Source organism: Bradyrhizobium sp. CCBAU 11386 (assembly GCF_028128955.1).
Taxonomy (GTDB): Bacteria; Pseudomonadota; Alphaproteobacteria; order Rhizobiales; family Xanthobacteraceae; genus Bradyrhizobium.
Genome location: NZ_LBKA01000213.1, coordinates 1 through 18,886, shown reverse-complemented (window position 1 = coordinate 18,886; position 18,886 = coordinate 1). Strand labels below are relative to the sequence as shown.

Below are 18,886 nucleotides of genomic sequence, written 5' to 3'. Positions count from 1 at the left end.
TCAATGTGGAGCTGTCATGTCGATTGACCATGAATTCGGAGGGCAGCATACCGAGATTAAGCTGTCCATAGTTGAAGGCTACCTAAACGCGTTCACGATCGCACTCCGCTCACACTTCAAAAACCTTTGGTACGTTGATGCTTTTGCAGGGACTGGCAGCAGGACCGTTCGGACCGAACGTCGCGGCGCAACGTTGGTTGAACTGCCGATCGAAGAGGCGGTTGAACGAAGGCGCGGCTCGGCTCAGATTGCCTTGGATGTTCGTCCTGAATTCGATTTTCTGGTCTTCATTGAGAAAAATCGCAACTACGTTGCCGCGTTAAACGATCTCGCGGCCCGAAACCTCCAACGGAAAGTCGTTGTCGCCGAGGAAGACGCAAATTCAGCGCTACGTTCGCTTGTCGCGAACAATAACTGGAAAGACAAGCGAGCCGTAGTCTTCCTCGACCCTTACGGTATGGAAGTCGAGTGGTCTACGCTTCAGGCGCTCGCAGCCACACAAGCGATTGATGTCTGGTTTCTGTTTCCGCTAGCCGGCCTATTTCGGCAAGCGACAAGGAAGCTCACTGACATTGATGACCATAAGCGCGGAGTTCTAACCCGAATGTTCGGCTCGAATTCGTGGGAAGCTGAGCTTTATCCCGACGGAGAGCCGGACATGTTCGGCATACTCCCGGAGCGAAGAAGGGAGTTAGACCCGAGAGGGTTGGAACGCTACGTCCAAAACCGTCTGAGCGAAATCTTTGGAGCCGTCCTGAAGCCGCTTGCATTACCGATCGATCGGGCGCCCCAAATGTTTTCGCTGTTTCTGTGCATATCCAACAGAACGCCAGAGGCGATCGGCCTAGCCAAGAGGATCGGCAATCATCTATTAGACCCCAAGCGGCATCTCATCGTACGTTCGCCCGCGCAGTAGGCGGCCGGTCGCCTTCTTGTTCTTTCCGCCCCACTGCTTGAAGAAAAACGCCGTGCCGTAACGCCGGCAGATCACTTCAATCTCGTCCACCCACTTTGCGTCCATCGGACGCGCACGCGGGCCGCTCTCGCCCCCGACGATTGCCCAATGAATTTCCGAAAGATCAGCACCGGCGACTGACCCCAACAAGGGTTCGAACGAAATGAACCGCACGGCCGAGCGAACGCAGCGGAGGTCGTCGATACGGTCAAAGTATTCTGCATTCTCCACGCTTGTCCCGAGCCAAACGTTCGGCAGAACGGACAGCCCAGCCGTAATGTCAGCCATCCGATCGGGACGCTTCGTCAGGATTTGGTACGTGTGCTGCGGCGTCGCTGCCATTGTCGACCACACTTCACGAATGAACGCATCCGGCACGTGGTCATGGAACAGATCGGACATCGAGTTCACGAAAATCTGGCGGGGCCGGCGCCACGCCTTCGGAAGCTCAAGCGCCTTGCGGTCAAGGAAAAGCTTGCCGGTCCAGACTGCCCTCTTCCCGCTTTTGCGGGTCAGGCCGCGATATTTTTCTACATCCATCGCCTCAAGGCGAGCTGCCATGCGCATGGCATAGCAATTGGTGCAGCCGGGCGAAAGCACCGTGCACCCGGCGACTGGGTTCCACGTGACGTCTGTCCACTCGATTGAAGTATCGGCCATTTCGCTTCTCCGCGAAGCAGAAACTGTCGCAAGATACCGTTAAATAGTCGTTTCCATAGCGGCCGCGATAGGTTGTAGCGTCTTTCCATTGCGATCTGCTATTCAAACAGCACACCTTCCCCGGAAAATTGGACACGAACTCTTGTTACGTCTTGCGCCTTGTGCCGTGCTGCTCCTTCTACTGATCACGCTTGGCGACGTGATGGCCGGCGAGCGATCAGCCGAGACGCCTGAATGCAAGGAAATAATAGCGCGGATCATTGAGCGCACGAACACGCATTTCGATCACTTCTCGCCGTCGGGCGGTAGCGTGTTCTTCAAGCACCCTGACATGGTCCTAGTCTGCGATCCTAAGTTCGTGACCTATGTTTCCTTGAATTGGGATGCGAGCGGTTTTCCGCCCAACGATTGGTTCGGGCTGGCAGCCGCGGCCGGAAACGCCGTCACAGGCGCCGATCCGAAGATATTGGAAGCGGCAGCGCGCCGATGCCATAGGGCCGCGCTCAAGGACACAGATGAACAAGCCTCCGTCGCTCTCCCCAACGCAACAGTCGAATGTCAGGCATTCACGAGGAACGGCGGAGGCGTTGTAGTAGATGTCGCAATACCTATACGAAAAAAAAGCTGAAATGAGAAACTGCCATTCGATCACTGGCGGTTGTTCTGAGATTGCCTCGATGCGACGGCTGACAATCTTAGTCAGCATTTTCGTTGTGCTACTGACCGGTAGTCAAGCTACAGCCGAAGACATCGTCGGTCGCGCCAGCGTGATCGACGGCGACACGATAGAAATCCACGGCACGCGCATACGATTGTGGGGTATCGATGCGCCGGAGCATGATCAGCTTTGCCGCGGTGACGACAGTGAGCTTTATCAATGTGGCCAAAAGGCCGCGGCGGCGTTGGCTGGCATACTTTACGCTGTACCGAGGCCGGTGATCTGCACGCCGAAAGATCGAGACCGATACGACCGCACCGTCGCCGTTTGCAAAATCGGCGATCCGGGCCCGGATATCGGACATTGGATGGTCTCGAACGGGCATGCGCTCGGTTGGCCTAAGTACTCCAACGGCCAATACGCCGAAGCGCAACGGCGCGCCGAGCGCGCCAGCGCCGGCATGTGGGCCGGAAGCTTTGTCGAACCATGGCGATATCGCTCTTGCATTAGGGCGGGTCAACGGCCGTCGAATTGCTCAGACGAAACACCGGCCCGATGATGGCCAGCGGCCTGGCCGCCAAGGATGAATGCGGTGGTGAGTGTTCGCACCGCAGCAACGATGATCGTTGCTTGAAATCAGTCTTCCGATAATCTTCTCGCATTAGCGCCCATTCATTTCAGCCCCCTGAGGAGATTGCCTTGACAAACGACACAGCCGTGTACGACGCCCTTCGCGTCGATCCGATCAACGGCGGCAAGGAGTGGGCCGGCCGCATGGGCACGCGCCGCGCCATCGCGAGAGACGGGTTTACGATCGATCCTGCATCGCTTGCCTATTGTCCGCACGAATGGCTGAACGAAAACGGCTATGTCGATCTTGAACGGGTGCAGTCATCGCCCCGCCTCTTCACACTCTGATACCCAACGACGGTCGAAGCCTGCCGACAAAATTGCGGTCACGGATGCTAAAACGGGCCGCTGAGCGTCGCCGGCCCGCGCCGCCGTCGACACCATTCGCAAAGCATACCGACCCGAACCGCGAGTTTGCGCGCAGCGCGGAGCCCACGGTCGTTTGGTTCTTCGTGTTCCTGCCGATCTTCATGCTGCTCTACGCGATCGTCGAGAAGATGCATGTGAGATGAGAGCTAGACCGAAAATTGAGGTGAGCGGCTGCTTTCGCGGCCCGCAGCCGCCCGCGCTGTAGGATCAAGCGTTCTGCAATCGCCTACAAGTCATCCGTAAATTCAACGCCGATACGGCTGCCCGAACGCCAGATTAGGCGACAATTTCTTTCGACGCGATCCTTCGCAATCATGAGCTTGAACCGGTCTCTCATACTATGCCCGGCTGATAAGGGCAGCTCGATTGCTGCTCCGTGCTCGGTGATGTCGACGACGCGGCAACAGGTGCTCGATCCGTCGCCGAAGATGTAGGCGACTTCGTTCATTTCGATGCGCTGTTGTCTGCGACGTTCCAGCACTGTTTCTTTCCAGTAGAAACGCGGGCTATCACTCTGCCGAGCGGCAAGGACTTCGCGCTGCGCCCCCCCCCCCCCCCCCCCCCCCCCCCCCCCCCCGCCTAACGAAAAACCCGCCAGCCGCGTAGGGCTGACGGGTTTCCGATTGCCCATGCGTCCCCGCGGTACTCGTCACCAATCCGCGAGAGCAGATCGTATAGCGATAACGGTTGAAGTTGGGTTACCGCTCACGACCTTAAAGTCGTCGTCGTGGCCTAGGAAAAGCAGGACGGTAAGAAACCGATGCGACAGCAGACAAGTTGAAAGTATGCGCCTTTCGCCCCTCAAACACCCCACCAAGCGGCGGCCCAAGACCGCCGCGATCTTGCCCGCGAAATATCCAGAGCCCGCCCGAATTGGTTAGCGAGTTGTTAATCGGCGCCCGGCACGCTTGCGGTCAGCGCTGCTGATCACCCCCCCAAGCCCAAAGGTAGCGCAAGCGATGGCCGGCAGCAGTGATGCCCGCCGGCCATTGTCCACACCTACGAGCGGCAGTGGTTCGCCAGCCTCTCAACACGCAAGCGATTGATAATTTGCAGGCCTCGTCAGTTACCGCTTTGATGGCGGCGTGCCTCCGCTCACCCGCCGCCGCAGCAAAGATGATCCCAATCGCGAAACGTGGCTGATCTACCTCGGCGACGTGCGGGTCGGTGTGATCAGCCGGCGCTCGGGCGTTCCCAATTCCGCACCGCAATGGGGCTGGTCCTGCGGCTTCTATCCCGGCGTTGACCCGGGCGAGCATCGCAGCGGGATTGCTGAGACTTTCGACCAGGCGCGGGACGGCTTCCAAGCGGCTTGGGACGGGCTCGCAGCGACGCTCACGGAAAAGAACTACGACACATGGCGAGAAGCCCTCGACTGGATGGCTTGGAGAGACCGAATGCACTCGCTCGCGCTCCCGCTTCCCACGCAGCGCGCGGAAGGCATTGCTCGCTGTTTCTGTGGTGACGCGGTCAGCATCCGAACCCTCGATGCACATGTACGTACTGCGCACGCAGCGGCCCGGTAAATTGGTACGGCATAATTATATTCGATAACGATGTTCGCCTCGACCTAATTCGGCGAATATCTTTCGCGTCCCTTTTAGTAACGAGTTTTGGGGCGACGCCACATGATCGGTTTTCAAGAAAAACTGGAACGTTTTGAAAGTCTCGCAGCTGAATGCGAGTTGATCGCCAAACGATCGGATGGAAGTAATCGCGAGATGTATCTGCGTGCGAGCGAACACTATCGCGAGTTGGCCAACGACGTACGTGCCCTGATCGCATCGTTCGACGTCGCCGCGTAAATGCCGGCCCATTTTGAAAGCTTCGGATGCTCGCGGCGAAGCAAGAAGGCCGCCAACTGAGGCGGCCTTAAGTCTTGGGGCCCGGCGGCAGGACCAAGTTGTTAATGACCGCCAATGCCCTTCTTACAGCATCCGCCCTTCAACATCACGCCGGTCAATTCTTGAGAGGCGGGGCTAGGTCAACAGTCCATCGCCACCCCTTTGGGTTGATTGTTTGGACCACCGCGTAGTGGATGCCTTTGTATTCCATGGCTCGCTACTAGCTATTTCGGGGCTTGGAGACCTCGCGAGCAACATGTGCGCGGCTGCCTCGGCTTGCCGCGCCCTTCTGATAAGCCGCTCACGTTCGATACCAGGCGGGGTGGCTAGGGGCTTCTTTCCGGAGACGCACAGCCTCTCCGAAAGGCGGCTGTCGAGGGGATCGATTTGTTCGAAACGACGCCGTTCCTGCATGGCGGGCTCCTTCCTTGTTGGTTTAGGCGGGAGCGCAGCCGGCGTTCTCATCACCGATAGAAGCCACGAGCCGGGCGGCGATACGCGTCAACGCCTCTGGAACTCGCTGGTTCGGCAAATTCGTCGCTGCGGCGCACTAGTTCGCCTCGCCGCGACGCAGTGCCAAAGGCAGAAGCTGCGAGGTCGAACGAGTTAACCGAAAATTACGGCTTTTCGTCAATGCTGAGATGGTTGTAATCGCCGCACAGCGGCTCCCTTGGAAGTACCTGTTCCATTTCGATTTTACCTGCTCGGTTGGCAGTCTCCTCGCTGGAGAAGTCCGCTATGTGCAAGGGAATTCTAATGGCGCTCTTGGCGCTCCTCTTCTTAACGAAGTACGATCACTACTTGTCAGATGGTCGCTATACCGCAGCTGCGATCGCGATGACGAAACAGATTGGTCGCGCCTACGGCGTCTGAGCCCCCGGCTCGGATTGGCGGTCGCCGAATTTTGAAAGCGAGCCCGTGTGCGATGAGCGAATTTCTGCCTTGCCTGCACTGAGACCATGACCTTCCGAAAATCGATCTACGAACCATTGCATCAACGGCTGTTGAGCGAGCGCAGACAAATCGTTCGGCTAACCTTCTCCGAAATGGAAGAGATACTTAGGAGAAAGCTTCCAGCATCGGCTCACAAATTCACGGCGTGGTGGAGCAACGAAAGCTCCATGAAAGTTGGACATACCCAAGCAAGGGCTTGGATGAACGCGGGCTTTCGCGCGCATGCTTCGATTATATCGCGTCATCGAATTCCGCCGGGTTTGATCAAGCTCTACGGCTTAGCGCTTGTCGAAGGCCTTCGCGCGCTGGAATAGCACAGTTTGAAGTCCGGTGATGATCAGCTTGTTCAACGTCTCACAATCGGTCGGCGACAGGTGGGGAAGCTGGCGCGATCTCTTCCACTGCTCAATGGCCGCGGTCACAGCGGCGCGCAATTCACTATCAGTCGGGCTGGTCATCGGTTGCCCTCAATGCGATCGCCTATAGCTTGGGGCTTTTTGAAGTGAAGGCAATTGAACCTTCGATGTACCGGCTGAGAGTTACTCAGCGGATTAACGGTCAGATCTCTGCCCCATGTCCGCAGCAGATGTGATCTTGCGACCTTAAAGATTGATCGCCGTTGCTAGATCACTCCGGCAACTGAGCGAATAACCTCCCACTCGTCCTACTCGCTCGTCCCCGCTGCTTTTGAAAGCGCTGCAAGCGAGCGTAAACCGCTTGTCGGGTGCGGCCTAGCCGCTCGCCGACCTCTTCAGCTGTGGCACCTGCGCTAAAGAGCGAGAGCAATTCCGCCTCTTCGTCTGGCGACCACGGACGCGTTGATGTGCGACTGTTCGTCATTCGCAATGCCTAACTGCGCGGCGGCGCTGGCCGTCTCGGTGGATCGGGAAAGCGAGCTGGCCGCTCCGAGCGCGGCGGCGCCGGCAAGCGGCTGGGCTCAGGCGCGCGATTACCGCGCGTCATCCACGCTGCTAGACGAGCGTAGCTTCGCCTGAGAGCCGGAACGAACCAAGCCGCCGATGCGTCCTCGTGATCCATGTTCGAAGCATAATTTCGAGCCATTTAGAAAAGATTGCCGATTTCTCCCGGTTGGTAACTGATCCTCAAGAAAGCAAATGCAAAATTAGCTGCCATGCAAACAGAGCGCTCGCTTGAGACGATATTGCAGGACCAAAAGCGCAGCCCGGTCTTCAATCAGTATCACCGCCAATTTCTCAATCTTCTGCGGGATGTCGATTGGATCACCTCCACGAAGTTGCCCGACACCCCCAGAACCACGCTTGCGCTTCTGCGGAATGGCTGGATCGAGCGGCGCTCCACGAAAACGGGTATCGAATGCCGCATGACAGAAGCTGGTCTGAGGGAGCTTTACCAACCGCGATAACTGCAAGGCGCGGATTAGGAAACGACGAACGTGTCAAAGGCCATGGAACTGATCGTCGCTGGCTACGTGAAGGTGCGGGACCGTCGCGCGCTGACGGACTTACTCGCGCATCGCCGCAAGGTTCTCGCTGAGCTGCAAGCCGTGTCGGGCATCAATCCACAAAGTGCTGTCAAAGCAATACAAGACGAACTCGCGATGATCGAAGCCGGCCTAGAAAAACTCAAACCGCCGCCGGGATCATTGCCCGAGAACGAGTGGAGCTAGCACAACAAACGTTCTCTCACCGCGGCCCTCGTTCGCTTGACTGCGAATAGTAGCCGGGCGGAAACCAATCCGAGCTACGCTAGTTGAGCGCTTAACGGACAGGGCGCGATACGCATGGGCAGGAGAAGCCCGCTCCCCGAAAGTGAGCGGGTTTCTTTCTCGATTGAGCAAGAATGCGCGTTAATAAGATCACGTGGGATAAAGTCGGCCGGGTAACCGAGCCGGGTCGCTACAAGTGCTTTTTCGGATATCTAACCGTCACTTCAGAGGACATTGAGGTGTGGACGCGCTATCCCGACGCGACGTTCACTTTGATCGCGCGGCCGACGACTGAGCAATCGGTGGGGGAAGATTACCGTCTAGGCGTGTTCGACATCGGCGATCGTGAACAGTAGGCCTGAGGAAAGGGAACATCTCGAACAACGACGTTTCGACATTCGCTGGAGGCTTTCATTACTGCCAACGCCACGAAGCAGTTTGACGTTCAATTGACGCTTCCGCTCCGCGGCGCGGCCTAAAGATTGAAGCATCGCAGCCCCCATAGGAACTTAGCCGCGCAGGTTCGGTTGGCTACGGTGTGCCGCTCGGCGTCCCTTTGCCAACTCAGGAGATGAAGGTGGCAAAAGCTTTAATTTCAAAGGCTGACCTCGAACGCATTGCGCTTCAGGACATTCGTGGTTTCCCCGGCTCCGAACATGTCGTCTCAGTAGAAGTCGAATACGCGGCCTATCAACCACAGGGCATCAACTGGCAATTGTGTGTCATAGCGAACGACGGAGGCGATCTCGACCGCATTCAATATGCTGCCAAGATCACAAGCAATCGGTTGAAGCGCCGATACGATCTTCGGCTGGCCTCCTAGGCAGCACGATCAGCCCGTGGTGTCGAGCTGATGCGCAACGAGGATCTATCAATCGCCTCGCCGGGACGTCGCTGGACAAGGGCGTCGAACTGAACGCGCTGGCATGCTGCCAGGGACAGCAGCCTTGTTCCAGATTTAACGTTCCGCGGCGACATCAAGCTTAATCCGCGTCTTCGATTGCACCGGGGCTAAGGAGAGTTAGCCTCTCTTGCACCGGACATAGTCCCATTGGGGTTCACCATGGCGCAGCCGTCGCGCCAATATACTCGTCGCGGCGGCTTCGTCTGATTGTTCTCGCGCGAGTTTCATTTGAAAAGGCAGCAAAACCGCGAACCCCTCGATCTCATGGAGATGCGTCGACAACTCACGGCACTGCGTTCGCAATACTCGGACAACCTTGCAATCGCGTCGCTGTTGAACCGTTTCTTCGTGAAGGTCGCATTCCTCTCGGAGCCGAAAGACCAGGACCACGAACAATATCTCCGATCTGAGTTTGCAGAGACGCTGAAGAAGGTGGAGACGATCATCTCGCGCAAGCCAACAGCGAAGCGACCACCGGCCACTAAGCCGTCCAAGTAACACTAACGATCGTATCTCATTGCGCTTTTAGGCGGCTGCGCCGATGCTAGATGCAGTCGCGAAGTCGTCCTTGTTTCGCGTACTGGCGCCTTCGCGGCAAGGGGCCGCCGCCGTCAAGAGCGGCGGCCCCGCCCGTGAGCGGCCTAGTAAGCACGCCGCACTACTCGGGGCAGGGAGGGCAGTCTGGGAGAAAACCGGTGGGCAAGCGCGAGTACTGCGGCTTCATCGGTTTCGAGCGCGATCTTCTGGGCGAGCATCACATCGCCAGCTAACATGGTCCGTTCGGGAACGAAACACCACCCGATCTTGGGCTGTCCTTTTTCATCGACCTCCAAAACGTTGCCCACCGTCCCGTGGTGAATTCGATATCGCCGGCCCGTGTGAGAGCCTATGACTTCGAAATAGCCATCTGCATCAAATTGCGCTCGCTGCTCTGGAGATAACCATTCCCGCAGAAGCCGCAGCGCGCGTGCGTCCGGGCCATTCTGCTCGATGAAGCTCCGATAAAGCTCACGGAGGGCACGAAAGCGCGCACTGCCAGCGTCCCTGCGTCTGGACAGAAACATTGTCGCATCGCGAAGGCTTAGCCGCCGACGAGCCGCGGATAGAAGAGCGTCTCATCTGCAGTGGGATCAAATGACCGTGTGACCTTTAGATCGCTGCCCGCCTTCCGAGTGGCGGCGGTAAATCCTTGATCAGTGAGCTGCTTAAATCGCCGTTCAGCCTCGGCGAGCTCCTTCGGATCAGCTTGTTCAAAAAAATGTCTGCTGTCGCCTGTGTGGTCCATAACGATCTGGGTAGCCATGGAAGAAACTCCGCATTCCATTAGCCTCTAAGAGGAAGAACCTTGCGGCTCCAAATAGTGTTCCCATTCTCGCAAAATTTCGATGCGTCGGTCCCTTTCGCCGTCCTTCGGACGACGTTGCTTGCCGAAATAGATCAAAAGCTTGATCCGTCGCGACCTGACGCCGGCGCAGCGCGCCAAGCTGATCGCGAAGCGGAAGGCGGCTTATGAAACGGTCAATCCGGAGACGAAGCACGGCGCGACCGGGCGCCGCGGGAAAAAAGACGCCAACTTGGCGTCTTTTACTTCCGACACATCCGCCAAGACCGGCAAGCCCGAACGCACGATCCAGCGCGACGCGACCCGCGCCAAGGCGCTAGGCGCCGATCTTGACCGCGTCATCGGACGTCGCTGGACAATGGGGCGTTAGCGTGCCGGCTTCGATCCGGCCAGCGCCGGAATGCGACTGTAGCGGTGCAGGACGTGCTCCCAATCACCCGGCCTGTACGACCGTTTGGTGAAGCCATCGTCGTTCCACTCCGCAAACAACACCCTCTCTCGATAGAACCTGATTTCGAGTTGCCCGGTGCGCGCCGGATCGTCGACCAGCCGACGCAGCGACAGCGTCATTTCGTTGTGTCGAAGGTCATAAACTCGGGCCCGGCCGTCGGGCGTTCTGGGGCGCATCCGCATCCAATGCGTCAACGCCAAGCACGGCGGCGGATGCGACAACGGCCGGGCCTATCATGTCGACCGGATCGAGCGCGCCGTGATCCACGGGCTTCGATCGCAGATCGGATCAAAGGACGCCATCGCCTATTACGTCCGGGTCTTCAACGAAGAACTACGCCTTCAGTCCGCCGGCGCCATCGCCAACCGATCGAAGCTCGAAGTGAAGCTGTCCGACGCGCAGCGGACGCTGGACCGTCTGGTCGACGCGATCGGCGCCGGCGTCATCACGGTCGAAGAAGCGGGACGGCGCATGCCGGCGCTGCGGGCCGAAGTCGAGAGCGCGAAGGCCGCGCTGGCGAGCGCCGGCGAGCCGCCGAAGGTCGTCACGCTGCATCCGGGCGTCGTCGACCAATACCTTCGCGATCTGGCGCGGCTGGATCAGCTAATCGCCGGCGATCTGTCCGATGGTGACGACGGGTTGGCGCAGGCCCTGCGCGCGATCGTTGACAGGGTTTCGGTCATGCCAGCGCCGGCGCGACAGGCGCCGGAAATCAGGATCGAAGGGCATCTGGAAACCCTTCTGAAGCAGTCGTTCGGGGAGCGTTCTTTTCCGGAGTGAAAGTGGTAGCGGGAGAGGGACTCGAACCCCCGACCCCAGAACTATGATCCCCTGCCCATCATCGTTACGACGATGCGGCCCTAGTTCGCTGATGGCCCTTCAGGCCGCCAACCCACGAGGATTCGGCTCACCCGTTGCGCTCCTCGCTGGCGCGCTCGACTTCGCTTGTTCCGTTACGTGGCCCAAACCGAATGTCCGCCGTGAGGGAATCCCGAGCAAGCCGACGCCGCTCTTTTTTCAACGCTTATTACTCGGTCGGAACAATTCGCGCCCCTGTGCAAGTGCGGTTTTCCGTCAAGGCAGATACGGAACCGAAAATGTGGTGCGAAATGTGGTGCGAAAAATTCGCCCAGAATAAGATAGGCGATAAACTGTTGATCTTACTGGTAGCGGGGGAGGGACTCGAACCCCCGACCCCAGGATTATGATTCCCGTGCTCTAACCAGCTGAGCTACCCCGCCACAGGGGTCGCGAGGGCCGAAACGGCCGATCTCGCGAACGCGCGGCATATAAGGAAGGGGGCGGCGGGCTGTCAATCCGCGTTTGCGAATGCTTCCACCTTCGCAAGGCTTCCGCCTTCGCTAAAGCTTCGGCGGGACATGTCCGCGGGTGAATTTGAGCCCTTTTTTGGGCCGAATCCGTCACGGCCGGGCTTGTCCGGCCATCCACGCCTTCATTCGCCGGCCCAAGAACGTGGATGCCCGGGCCTTCGCCTCGCCGAAGCGGCTTCGGCCGCGCAGGCGGGACAAGCCCGGGCATGACGAGATTGGGGATCCGGAACGGGCCTATTTCGGCCTGACCGTCGGGTCGCCGCCGGGGCTGCCGGGGGGCGGGATGACGGGGGTGTTGCCGCCGGTGTCGGGGGCGGGGGCGTGCATGTCGGGGTCGACGCCCGCGGGCGGGCAGAGCACGCCGTCGGATTTGGCCAGCCTGTCGCCGAGCGGTTCCCGGGACTGGCCGGTGGTGGTGCCGTCGGGTACGGCGGCGCGGTTCGGGCGGTCCTGGGGCAGGCAATTGGCGGCGTGCTGGGCCGATGGCGGCGCGGTCGCTTGCGGCGGCGTCGCAGGTAGCGGCGGGGCCTGCGCGATCGCGGCGCCTGAGAAGGCGACGACGAGGCCCGCAAGGAGGAGTTTTGATGTCGTGCGCATGGGAGGGAAACGCGCGGGCGATGTCCCGCGTTCCCGCTAAAGCGCGAGGAACTCGCGCTTTGGCCTTTGTCTTTTGAGCATGATCTTGTCGGAAAACCGCTTCACACTTTTCCGGATCATGCTTCCGATCACGATTTGACGTAGCGGATCAGCGAAAAGTGCCCCATCGGCGGCATCGGGCGGCGCTCGGCCAGCGTGATGCCGCCGTGTTTCGCGGCCCAGTCGACCAGGCGCTGCCACGGGAATTCCGGGCGCCAGCCGAGGCGGCGGGCGATCGGTGCAAAGGCGAGCTCGAACAGCTTGCGCGGACCGCTCTCGGCGCCGATGTGGTTGACGAGGATCAGCTCGCCGCCCGGCTTCAGCACGCGCACGAACTCGTCGAGCGTGCCTTCGGGATCGGGCACGGCGGTGATGACATATTGCGCGACCACCGCGTCGAACAAGTTTCCCGGGAAGGCGAGGTTCTTGGCGTCCATCACCGAGAGCACCTCGACATTACTAAGCCGCATGGCGCGCACGCGCGCCTGCGCCTTGCGCAGCATCGGCTCGGAGATGTCCACGCCGCAGATCTTCGTGGTGCACGAATAGTCGGACAGCGAAAGCCCGGTGCCGACGCCGACGTCGAGGATGCGGCCGCCGATGCGGTCGGCCTCCGCGATGGTCGACTGCCGGCCGGCGTCGAAAACCTTGCCGAACACGAGATCGTAGACCGGCGCCCAGCGGCCATAGGCCTTCTCGACCCCGGCCCGCGAGATGTCTGCTGCCATGCCCCCTGCCCTTACTACACCTCTCCCGTAGGGAGAGGTCGGATCGCATCGAAAGATGCGATCCGGGTGAGGGGTTGCGGTCTCAATAATAGCTGCGGCCCCTCACCCGGATTGCTTCGCAATCCGACCTCTCCCCGCTGGGGAGAGGTAAACCCAGCCCAACCAGTTGCGCTAAATCTCATCATCCTCAGCCGCGCACCGCTTCCACCAGCGGCCTCGCTGCGTTGCTCGCGACCTTGGCCGCGGCGCTTTGAATGAAGCCGCCACCAAGCACGCGGGCCTGGCCGCTGGCTGCGTCGTAGAACACGCAGGCTTGTCCCGGCGAGACGCCCTCCTCGCCGGCGACGAGCTCGACCTCGTAATGGCCATTGCCGCCGCGCAGCCACGCCGGCTGGGGGCTGCGGGTCGAGCGCACGCGCACGAACATTTCGAGGCCAGAGCCGATGGCGCGGTCGATGTCGCCGTCGCCGATCCAGTTGACGTCGCGCAGCACGATGCGGTGCATCCTCAGCGCATCGCGCGGGCCGACGACGACGCGGCGGTTCGCCGCCTCGAGCCGCACCACGAACAGCGGCGCGTGAGCGGCGATGCCGAGGCCGCGGCGCTGGCCGACGGTGAAATTGGCGATGCCGTTGTGCTGGCCGAGCACGCGACCGTCGAGATCGACGATGTCGCCGGGGTCCATCGCGTTCGGACGCAGGCGGGTGATGATGTCGGTGTAGCGGCCGGTCGGCACGAAGCAGATGTCCTGGCTGTCGTGCTTGTCGGCGACCGCAAGACCAAAGCGGCGCGCGAGCTCGCGCGTCTGCGGCTTGGTCATGTCGCCGAGCGGGAAGCGCAGGAAATCGAGCTGGTCGCGCGTGGTCGCGAACAGGAAATAGCTCTGGTCGCGATCGGCATCGGCGGCGCACACCAGCGCACGCGAGCCATCGTCGACACGGCGCGAGGCAACGTAATGGCCGGTGGCGAGCGCCTGGGCGCCGAGCTCGCGCGCGGTCTTGAGGAGGTCGCGAAACTTGACCGAGCGGTTGCACTCGATGCACGGCACCGGAGTCTCGCCGAGCGCGTAAGAGTCGGCAAAATTGTCGATGACGGATTCGCGAAAACGGTCCTCGTAGTCGAGCACGTAGTGGGGAATGCCGAGCTTGGCGGCGACGTCGCGGGCGTCGTGGATGTCCTGGCCTGCGCAGCAGGCGCCCTTGCGATGGGTCGCCGCGCCGTGGTCGTAGAGCTGGAGCGTGATGCCGACGACGTCGTAGCCCTCAGCCTTGAGCAGCGCAGCCGTCGTCGAGGAATCGACGCCGCCCGACATGGCGACGACGACCCTGGTGTCCTGCGGACGGCCTTCGAGATCCAGACTGTTGAGCATGGGTTCTTAAGGTGTGACGGCGGCGTTCGGCGATCCGCGATGTGCCTTGGCCGGGACATCGGCGGTCCCGGGGAACTTCGATTCCCGCAGGGGCGCGATTTCCCCAGTCGAAAGCGGCTGAGAGCGATCTCTTTAATATAGGGGGCATTCCGGTGAAGCAATCACGGGGGAGGCCGGCTTAGGGCAATTCTTGCCGGGGCGGCAGAAATGGCGGGGTCACGCAGGGCCCTGCGGCGGCAGCCACGACCCATCAAGCTATTGATTTTACTATATAAATCTTGTCGCACGAGGCTGGCCCGCTCCTTGCTACCCCTGTGCCGAAGATGTTTTCAAGGGGTCGCCTGTGGTCGGTCGGACGTCAGATGTAGCTGCGAGCGTGCCGGTTCCGGGTGCGCAGCAAAAGACTGCGCGCTCGCAAGGGCCGAAGGACACGTCGACGAACGACTCCTTCGGCTCGCTGGTCGACAGCAATACCCAGGCGATCAGCAACAACGCGGCCCCGCAGGCGCAGGACAGCGCGCCGCGGCGGACCGATTCGGCGTCGTCCGCCTCGGACAAGAGCCCGCGCGACATCTCCTCGACCGACCCCTCCTCGCTGAGCAAGGCGAGCGACGACACCGACAATTCCGCGCCCGCCAGGAGCGAGGCGACGGACGATCCGGCCAAGGATCCGGCCAACGATCCAACCAAGACCGGCAAGACCAAGGACAAGCCGGAGGCGTCCGACGCCAAATCGGCTGACAAGTCCGACGAGACCAAGGGCGACAAGGCCGACGGCACCGACGGGCTCGCCGCCGCCGTCGATGCCGCAGCGGCCGCGCAAGTGGACGCGACGCAGACCGCCGTGCCTGATCCCAGCATCGTGGTGGCCGCGCCGGTCGTGCCTCTCGATCCGAACGCGACGGCGAACCAGGCCAGCGATGCCGCCTCCTCGCCTCTGACGATCGCCGCCGCCGGCATCGCCGCCAGCGCCTCCACCGCGGCGCAGATCGCCGGCACCAAGACCGATACGGCGACGGCGAGCGACAAGAGCGCCAAGGCCGCGGGCGCCAAGGTCGATGCCGACACCTCGGCGACGCTCGCCGATGCTGCGACCGGCACCACCGACGGCACCGCGACCGACGCCAAGACCAGTGGCGGACTGATCGCCGCCGTGGACCAGGGCACGCCAAAGACCTCGTTCAAGGCCGCCGCCACCGCGCAAGGCGCGAGCGACGTCTCCAATATCGGCCAGGACGCGGGCAAGGCGAACGCCGCGACCGCGCAAACTCCGGCGACCGCGACGGGCGCCGCCGCGCATCCGCAAGCGGCCAAGCCGCAAGACGATGCCGGCGCGACCGACGCGAAGGCAGGTCCCGCCGACCGCGCCGCCGACGCAGCGCCCGGCGCACCGGCCACGCACGCCCATGCGAATGCGCAAGGCCCCGTCACCACGACCGATACCAGCGCGCAGGCCGCCTCCGCCGTGCAGGCGCCGCTGACCAATACGACTTCGGCTGCGACCGCCTCGACCGCAACGCTCACCGCGACCGCGGCAACCTCGACGGCCGTGCCGATCAACGCCGTGCCGATCGAGATCGCAGCCGCCGCGCGCGCCGGCAAGACCCGTTTCGACATCAGCCTCGATCCGGTCGATCTCGGCCGCATCGACGTGCGCATCAATGTCGACCGCAACGGCCAGGTCACCTCGCATCTCACCGTCGAGAAGCCGGAGACCTTGCAGATGCTGCGGCAGGACGCGCCGCAATTGCAGCGCGCGCTCGACGATGCCGGCCTGAAGACCGGCAGCAACGGGCTCTCCTTCAGCCTGCGCGACCAGAATTCGTCGGGGCAGAACTCCGGCCAGAACAACGACAATGGCGGCAATGCCCGCCGGCTGATCATCAGCGAGGACGACACCGTTCCCGCAACGCCCGTGGGACGCGGCTACGGCCGCATGCTCGGATCGAGCAGCGGCGTCGACATCAGAGTGTGAGGAGTATTCGGCTATGACCACCACGAATGCCGCCACCGCCCCGTCCGTCGTCTCCGGCACGACCGACATCCCGAAATCCTCCTCGTCGAACTCGCCGAGCTCGACGACGGGATCGACGCTGGCCGGCAACTTCCAGACCTTCCTGACGCTGCTGACGACGCAGCTCCAGAACCAGAACCCGCTCGATCCGCTCGACACCAACCAGTTCACTCAGCAGCTGGTGCAGTTCGCCGGCGTCGAGCAGCAGCTCAAGACCAACGACTCGCTGGCCCAGCTCGTCACCCTGCAGCAGACCACGCAGGCGACCCAGGCGCTGGGCTTCGTCGGCAAGACCGCGCTGGTCGACGGCTCGACCGCGACCATGACGAAGTCGTCGGCCACCTGGCATCTCAACGTGCCCACCGACTCGACCGTCAACATCACCATCACCAATTCCAGCGGCCAGACCGTGTTCACCGGCAAATATACCGCCGCCGCCGGCACCGACATTCCCTTCACCTGGAACGGAATGGGCAATGACGGCACGCAATGGCCCGACGGCAAGTACACGATCTCGGCCACGGGCAAGGACGTCGCGAACAACAATGTCGGCATCGCCGCGCAGGTGCAGGGCGTGGTGTCGTCCGTCGACCTGACCCAGTCGCCGCCGCTGCTCACCATCGACGGCGCCAGCTACACGCTGAGCCAGGTGAAGAGCATCATCGCGACGAGCAGCAATTAAGGCCTGCGCACACGCCACACATAAGGTGTCATCCCGGCCTAGTGCGCAATTGCGCACGGGGGGCCGGGATCCATAACCACCGAAAGAAATTTGGCGAAGACATTCTCGGTACTGCTACCCGCGTCCATCGCCGGAGAGCTGTTTGTAAGTCCGCCCCATGGCAACACCTCCAGTTGGAAGTGTTGCACTTCGTTTGTGAACTCAGGGGACCCATTTCCCCGAATGCCAGTTTGGCGAAGACCCTCGCAATGATCGTCCTGCCCATTGCGTAGATCACGCGGTGATGGGGTGGACGGCCCCCTACGGCATCAGTGTGCCAGAATGAGGTTGTCATACACTCATTCACAGGAGCCGTCCGTGAGCCAGATTATCCGCATTGGGATGGATACGTCGAAGTATATTTTCCAGCTGCATGGGGTTGATGCGTCAGAACAGGTGGTGCTGCGCAAACGGCTCAGCCGCAAGGCGATGCTGGAGTTTTTTGCCAAGCTGGCGCCGACGGTGGTGGTGATCGAGGCTTGCGGGGCCGCTCACCACTTGGCACGGGAGCTCGGCAGGTCGGGACACACGGTCAAGCTGATTGCGCCGCAACTGGTGAAACCCTACGTGTCGCGCAACAAGAACGACGGGCGCGATGCGGAAGGGCTGTGCGAGGCGGCGAGCCGGCCGCGGATGCGGTATGTGCCGGTGAAGACGGCGGAGCAGCAGGCCGCACTGATGCTGCTTGGCGTCCGCGAGCAATTGGTCACGCGTCGCACACAACTCTCCAACATGATCCGGGGGCATGCGGCAGAGTTCGGTCTGATCGCGGCCAAGGGGCTGGACAAGCTCGCCGCGTTCCTGGCGGCGATCAGCCAGGACGAAGGCGTGCCGGCGCTGGCCCGCGAGCTGTTTGCGATGCTGGCTCGCCAATATGAACAGGTGCAGGTCGAGCTGAAGGCGGTCGAGGCCAAGCTGCTGGCCTGGCACCGGGCCGATGCCACGAGCCGGCGATTGGCGCAGATCCCGGGGATCGGTCCGGTTACGGCGGCGGCGCTGGTGATGAAGGCGCCGGATCCGCACGCCTTCCGCTCAGGAAGACTGTTTGCGGCCTGGCTCGGCCTGACCCCCAAGGACCATTCCACTGCGGGAAAGACCCGGCTCGGCAAGATAACCCGTGCAGGTGATGAGAGACTACGTCAGCTGCTGGTGGTCGGGGCGACCTCGGTGGTGAAGATGGCCAAAACCAAAGATCGCGGGCCTGGCTGGCTGATCGAGCTGTTGAAGCGCAAGACACCGAAGCTTGCCGCAGTGGCGCTGGCCAACAAGATGGCTCGCATCGCCTGGAAACTGATGACCACAGGGGAAAGCTACGATAGCGCGCGGATCGATGCCCAAATGGCTGTTGCCGCGTAGTTGAGAGATTCGGCCGGCCGGCGACTTAGTCCGCCGCCCGAACCGGAGCTGCAGGAGCAGAGGAGATGGTGTGATCGGTCGATCCGAGACGCGAGCAAATCCGTGGGACCCATTGGCCGTACAAGGTCGCAGCGGTGATTGGAACTCGTGTTGCGGAAACCATCTTGGCCAGCGGCTACAAAGCTGCACCAACAGGCCGCACATATGGATGCAAGCGATCCGATCAAACCTGACAAAGCTCTTGTGCCACGGGGGCCGTCCACATATGGGTCCTGGC

27 protein-coding genes and 1 tRNA gene are annotated in these 18,886 nt (G+C 61.3%); 17 read left to right on the top strand and 11 right to left on the bottom strand.

What is annotated here, in order from left to right:
- Positions 1–16: 16 nt before the first annotated feature.
- Entirely contained in the window at positions 17–916 is a 900-nt protein-coding gene (tcmP, locus tag XI09_RS17225) for a three-Cys-motif partner protein TcmP (RefSeq protein ID WP_271567877.1), read from the top strand.
- On the opposite strand, the gene XI09_RS17220 is transcribed toward tcmP, so the two are convergent.
- Entirely contained in the window at positions 872–1,615 is a 744-nt protein-coding gene (locus tag XI09_RS17220; protein WP_271567876.1) for a DUF5131 family protein, read from the bottom strand. The two genes, tcmP and XI09_RS17220, sit on opposite strands and share 45 nt — an antisense overlap.
- A 142-nt stretch (positions 1,616–1,757) precedes the next feature.
- On the opposite strand from XI09_RS17220, the gene XI09_RS17215 reads away from it, so the two are divergent.
- From XI09_RS17215 to XI09_RS17200, 4 genes are all read left to right on the top strand, one after another.
- The gene (locus XI09_RS17215) at positions 1,758–2,243 is read left to right on the top strand and encodes a hypothetical protein (protein WP_271567875.1); all 486 of its coding nucleotides are present in this window, start codon (positions 1,758–1,760) and stop codon (positions 2,241–2,243) included.
- Positions 2,212–2,832 (top strand): thermonuclease family protein, encoded by a 621-nt coding sequence (locus XI09_RS17210; protein ID WP_333939104.1) that lies wholly within the window; start codon positions 2,212–2,214, stop codon positions 2,830–2,832. The genes XI09_RS17215 and XI09_RS17210 overlap by 32 nt, the downstream gene beginning before the upstream one ends.
- Before the next feature lie 140 nt (positions 2,833–2,972).
- Positions 2,973–3,191 (top strand): hypothetical protein, encoded by a 219-nt coding sequence (locus XI09_RS17205; RefSeq protein WP_271567631.1) that lies wholly within the window; start codon positions 2,973–2,975, stop codon positions 3,189–3,191.
- A 44-nt stretch (positions 3,192–3,235) separates the two neighbouring features.
- Positions 3,236–3,415, top strand: coding sequence for a hypothetical protein (locus XI09_RS17200; RefSeq protein ID WP_271567874.1), 180 nt, complete (start codon positions 3,236–3,238; stop codon positions 3,413–3,415).
- Positions 3,416–3,498: 83 nt separating this feature from the next.
- On the opposite strand, the gene XI09_RS17195 is transcribed toward XI09_RS17200, so the two are convergent.
- Positions 3,499–3,903 (bottom strand): PilZ domain-containing protein, encoded by a 405-nt coding sequence (locus XI09_RS17195; protein WP_271567873.1) that lies wholly within the window; start codon positions 3,901–3,903, stop codon positions 3,499–3,501.
- Between the two features lie 454 nt (positions 3,904–4,357).
- Here XI09_RS17195 and XI09_RS17190 point away from each other — a divergent pair, with 454 nt between their 5' ends.
- The 3 genes from XI09_RS17190 to XI09_RS46215 all read left to right on the top strand — a co-directional run bounded on the left by XI09_RS17190 (position 4,358) and on the right by XI09_RS46215 (position 6,384).
- On the top strand, positions 4,358–4,798 hold the full coding sequence (locus XI09_RS17190) for a hypothetical protein (protein ID WP_271567872.1): 441 nt from the start codon (positions 4,358–4,360) through the stop codon (positions 4,796–4,798).
- Between the two features lie 102 nt (positions 4,799–4,900).
- On the top strand, positions 4,901–5,077 hold the full coding sequence (locus XI09_RS17185; RefSeq protein WP_271567871.1) for a hypothetical protein: 177 nt from the start codon (positions 4,901–4,903) through the stop codon (positions 5,075–5,077).
- A 998-nt stretch (positions 5,078–6,075) separates the two neighbouring features.
- The gene (locus tag XI09_RS46215) at positions 6,076–6,384 is read left to right on the top strand and encodes a DUF7662 domain-containing protein (RefSeq protein WP_442869602.1); all 309 of its coding nucleotides are present in this window, start codon (positions 6,076–6,078) and stop codon (positions 6,382–6,384) included.
- Here the strand turns inward: XI09_RS46215 and XI09_RS17180 are convergent.
- Positions 6,349–6,528 (bottom strand): hypothetical protein, encoded by a 180-nt coding sequence (locus XI09_RS17180; RefSeq protein WP_271567870.1) that lies wholly within the window; start codon positions 6,526–6,528, stop codon positions 6,349–6,351. The genes XI09_RS46215 and XI09_RS17180 overlap by 36 nt on opposite strands.
- 169 nt (positions 6,529–6,697) lie before the next feature.
- A complete protein-coding gene (locus XI09_RS46210; RefSeq protein ID WP_371740485.1) occupies positions 6,698–6,910 on the bottom strand; it encodes a helix-turn-helix domain-containing protein in 213 nt (70 codons plus the stop codon).
- A gap of 586 nt (positions 6,911–7,496) precedes the next feature.
- Between XI09_RS46210 and XI09_RS17175 the strand changes: the two genes are divergently transcribed.
- From XI09_RS17175 to XI09_RS17160, 4 genes are all read left to right on the top strand, one after another.
- Entirely contained in the window at positions 7,497–7,718 is a 222-nt protein-coding gene (locus XI09_RS17175; RefSeq protein WP_161534500.1) for a hypothetical protein, read from the top strand.
- A 173-nt stretch (positions 7,719–7,891) separates the two neighbouring features.
- Positions 7,892–8,113, top strand: a complete 222-nt coding sequence (locus XI09_RS17170; protein ID WP_271567869.1) for a hypothetical protein — start codon at positions 7,892–7,894, stop codon at positions 8,111–8,113.
- A gap of 215 nt (positions 8,114–8,328) precedes the next feature.
- The gene (locus tag XI09_RS17165; RefSeq protein ID WP_271567895.1) at positions 8,329–8,580 is read left to right on the top strand and encodes a hypothetical protein; all 252 of its coding nucleotides are present in this window, start codon (positions 8,329–8,331) and stop codon (positions 8,578–8,580) included.
- Between the two features lie 309 nt (positions 8,581–8,889).
- The gene (locus XI09_RS17160) at positions 8,890–9,159 is read left to right on the top strand and encodes a hypothetical protein (protein ID WP_271567868.1); all 270 of its coding nucleotides are present in this window, start codon (positions 8,890–8,892) and stop codon (positions 9,157–9,159) included.
- A gap of 143 nt (positions 9,160–9,302) precedes the next feature.
- Here XI09_RS17160 and XI09_RS17155 read toward each other — a convergent pair whose 3' ends face one another.
- Together XI09_RS17155 and XI09_RS17150 are read right to left on the bottom strand one after the other, a co-directional pair.
- Positions 9,303–9,725, bottom strand: a complete 423-nt coding sequence (locus XI09_RS17155) for a hypothetical protein (protein ID WP_271567867.1) — start codon at positions 9,723–9,725, stop codon at positions 9,303–9,305.
- A 17-nt stretch (positions 9,726–9,742) separates the two neighbouring features.
- Positions 9,743–9,964 (bottom strand): hypothetical protein, encoded by a 222-nt coding sequence (locus tag XI09_RS17150; protein WP_271567866.1) that lies wholly within the window; start codon positions 9,962–9,964, stop codon positions 9,743–9,745.
- 142 nt (positions 9,965–10,106) lie between these two features.
- On the opposite strand from XI09_RS17150, the gene XI09_RS17145 reads away from it, so the two are divergent.
- Complete coding sequence (locus tag XI09_RS17145) at positions 10,107–10,373, top strand: hypothetical protein (RefSeq protein ID WP_271567865.1); 267 nt, start codon at positions 10,107–10,109, stop codon at positions 10,371–10,373.
- Here XI09_RS17145 and XI09_RS17140 read toward each other — a convergent pair.
- Positions 10,370–10,573, bottom strand: a complete 204-nt coding sequence (locus XI09_RS17140) for a hypothetical protein (protein WP_271567864.1) — start codon at positions 10,571–10,573, stop codon at positions 10,370–10,372. The genes XI09_RS17145 and XI09_RS17140 overlap by 4 nt on opposite strands.
- Before the next feature lie 139 nt (positions 10,574–10,712).
- Here XI09_RS17140 and XI09_RS17135 point away from each other — a divergent pair, with 139 nt between their 5' ends.
- Positions 10,713–11,234 carry a hypothetical protein gene (locus tag XI09_RS17135; protein WP_271567863.1) on the top strand — a complete coding sequence of 174 codons (522 nt, stop codon included), beginning with the start codon at positions 10,713–10,715 and terminating at the stop codon, positions 11,232–11,234.
- Between the two features lie 384 nt (positions 11,235–11,618).
- On the opposite strand, the gene XI09_RS17130 is transcribed toward XI09_RS17135, so the two are convergent.
- From XI09_RS17130 to mnmA, 4 genes are all read right to left on the bottom strand, one after another.
- Positions 11,619–11,695: transfer RNA gene (locus XI09_RS17130), tRNA-Met, on the bottom strand.
- A gap of 324 nt (positions 11,696–12,019) precedes the next feature.
- Positions 12,020–12,382 (bottom strand): hypothetical protein, encoded by a 363-nt coding sequence (locus XI09_RS17125; RefSeq protein WP_271567862.1) that lies wholly within the window; start codon positions 12,380–12,382, stop codon positions 12,020–12,022.
- A gap of 128 nt (positions 12,383–12,510) precedes the next feature.
- Positions 12,511–13,149: a class I SAM-dependent methyltransferase gene (locus XI09_RS17120; RefSeq protein ID WP_271567861.1), complete on the bottom strand. Its 639-nt coding sequence runs from the start codon at positions 13,147–13,149 to the stop codon at positions 12,511–12,513.
- 187 nt (positions 13,150–13,336) lie between these two features.
- Positions 13,337–14,518, bottom strand: coding sequence for a tRNA 2-thiouridine(34) synthase MnmA (gene mnmA / locus XI09_RS17115; RefSeq protein ID WP_271567860.1), 1,182 nt, complete (start codon positions 14,516–14,518; stop codon positions 13,337–13,339).
- 343 nt (positions 14,519–14,861) lie between these two features.
- Here mnmA and XI09_RS17110 point away from each other — a divergent pair, with 343 nt between their 5' ends.
- The 3 genes from XI09_RS17110 (at position 14,862) to XI09_RS17100 (ending at position 18,609) form a co-directional block, all read left to right on the top strand.
- Positions 14,862–16,493, top strand: coding sequence for a flagellar hook-length control protein FliK (locus tag XI09_RS17110; protein ID WP_271567859.1), 1,632 nt, complete (start codon positions 14,862–14,864; stop codon positions 16,491–16,493).
- 13 nt (positions 16,494–16,506) lie between these two features.
- Positions 16,507–17,214: a flagellar hook assembly protein FlgD gene (locus tag XI09_RS17105; protein WP_271567858.1), complete on the top strand. Its 708-nt coding sequence runs from the start codon at positions 16,507–16,509 to the stop codon at positions 17,212–17,214.
- A 357-nt stretch (positions 17,215–17,571) separates the two neighbouring features.
- Entirely contained in the window at positions 17,572–18,609 is a 1,038-nt protein-coding gene (locus XI09_RS17100; RefSeq protein WP_271567857.1) for an IS110 family transposase, read from the top strand.
- Positions 18,610–18,886: the final 277 nt, after the last annotated feature.

Coding starts and splice junctions, on each gene's coding strand:
- tcmP (WP_271567877.1), top strand. CDS start 17: ATGTCGATTGACCATGAATTCGGAGGGCAGCATACCGAGATTAAGCTG.
- XI09_RS17220 (WP_271567876.1), bottom strand. CDS start 1,615: ATGGCCGATACTTCAATCGAGTGGACAGACGTCACGTGGAACCCAGTC.
- XI09_RS17210 (WP_333939104.1), top strand. CDS start 2,212: ATGTCGCAATACCTATACGAAAAAAAAGCTGAAATGAGAAACTGCCAT.
- XI09_RS17200 (WP_271567874.1), top strand. CDS start 3,236: ATGCTAAAACGGGCCGCTGAGCGTCGCCGGCCCGCGCCGCCGTCGACA.
- XI09_RS17195 (WP_271567873.1), bottom strand. CDS start 3,903: ATGGGCAATCGGAAACCCGTCAGCCCTACGCGGCTGGCGGGTTTTTCG.
- XI09_RS17185 (WP_271567871.1), top strand. CDS start 4,901: ATGATCGGTTTTCAAGAAAAACTGGAACGTTTTGAAAGTCTCGCAGCT.
- XI09_RS46215 (WP_442869602.1), top strand. CDS start 6,076: ATGACCTTCCGAAAATCGATCTACGAACCATTGCATCAACGGCTGTTG.
- XI09_RS17180 (WP_271567870.1), bottom strand. CDS start 6,528: ATGACCAGCCCGACTGATAGTGAATTGCGCGCCGCTGTGACCGCGGCC.
- XI09_RS46210 (WP_371740485.1), bottom strand. CDS start 6,910: ATGACGAACAGTCGCACATCAACGCGTCCGTGGTCGCCAGACGAAGAG.
- XI09_RS17175 (WP_161534500.1), top strand. CDS start 7,497: ATGGAACTGATCGTCGCTGGCTACGTGAAGGTGCGGGACCGTCGCGCG.
- XI09_RS17170 (WP_271567869.1), top strand. CDS start 7,892: ATGCGCGTTAATAAGATCACGTGGGATAAAGTCGGCCGGGTAACCGAG.
- XI09_RS17165 (WP_271567895.1), top strand. CDS start 8,329: ATGAAGGTGGCAAAAGCTTTAATTTCAAAGGCTGACCTCGAACGCATT.
- XI09_RS17155 (WP_271567867.1), bottom strand. CDS start 9,725: ATGTTTCTGTCCAGACGCAGGGACGCTGGCAGTGCGCGCTTTCGTGCC.
- XI09_RS17150 (WP_271567866.1), bottom strand. CDS start 9,964: ATGGCTACCCAGATCGTTATGGACCACACAGGCGACAGCAGACATTTT.
- XI09_RS17140 (WP_271567864.1), bottom strand. CDS start 10,573: ATGACGCTGTCGCTGCGTCGGCTGGTCGACGATCCGGCGCGCACCGGG.
- XI09_RS17125 (WP_271567862.1), bottom strand. CDS start 12,382: ATGCGCACGACATCAAAACTCCTCCTTGCGGGCCTCGTCGTCGCCTTC.
- XI09_RS17120 (WP_271567861.1), bottom strand. CDS start 13,149: ATGGCAGCAGACATCTCGCGGGCCGGGGTCGAGAAGGCCTATGGCCGC.
- mnmA (WP_271567860.1), bottom strand. CDS start 14,518: ATGCTCAACAGTCTGGATCTCGAAGGCCGTCCGCAGGACACCAGGGTC.
- XI09_RS17105 (WP_271567858.1), top strand. CDS start 16,507: ATGACCACCACGAATGCCGCCACCGCCCCGTCCGTCGTCTCCGGCACG.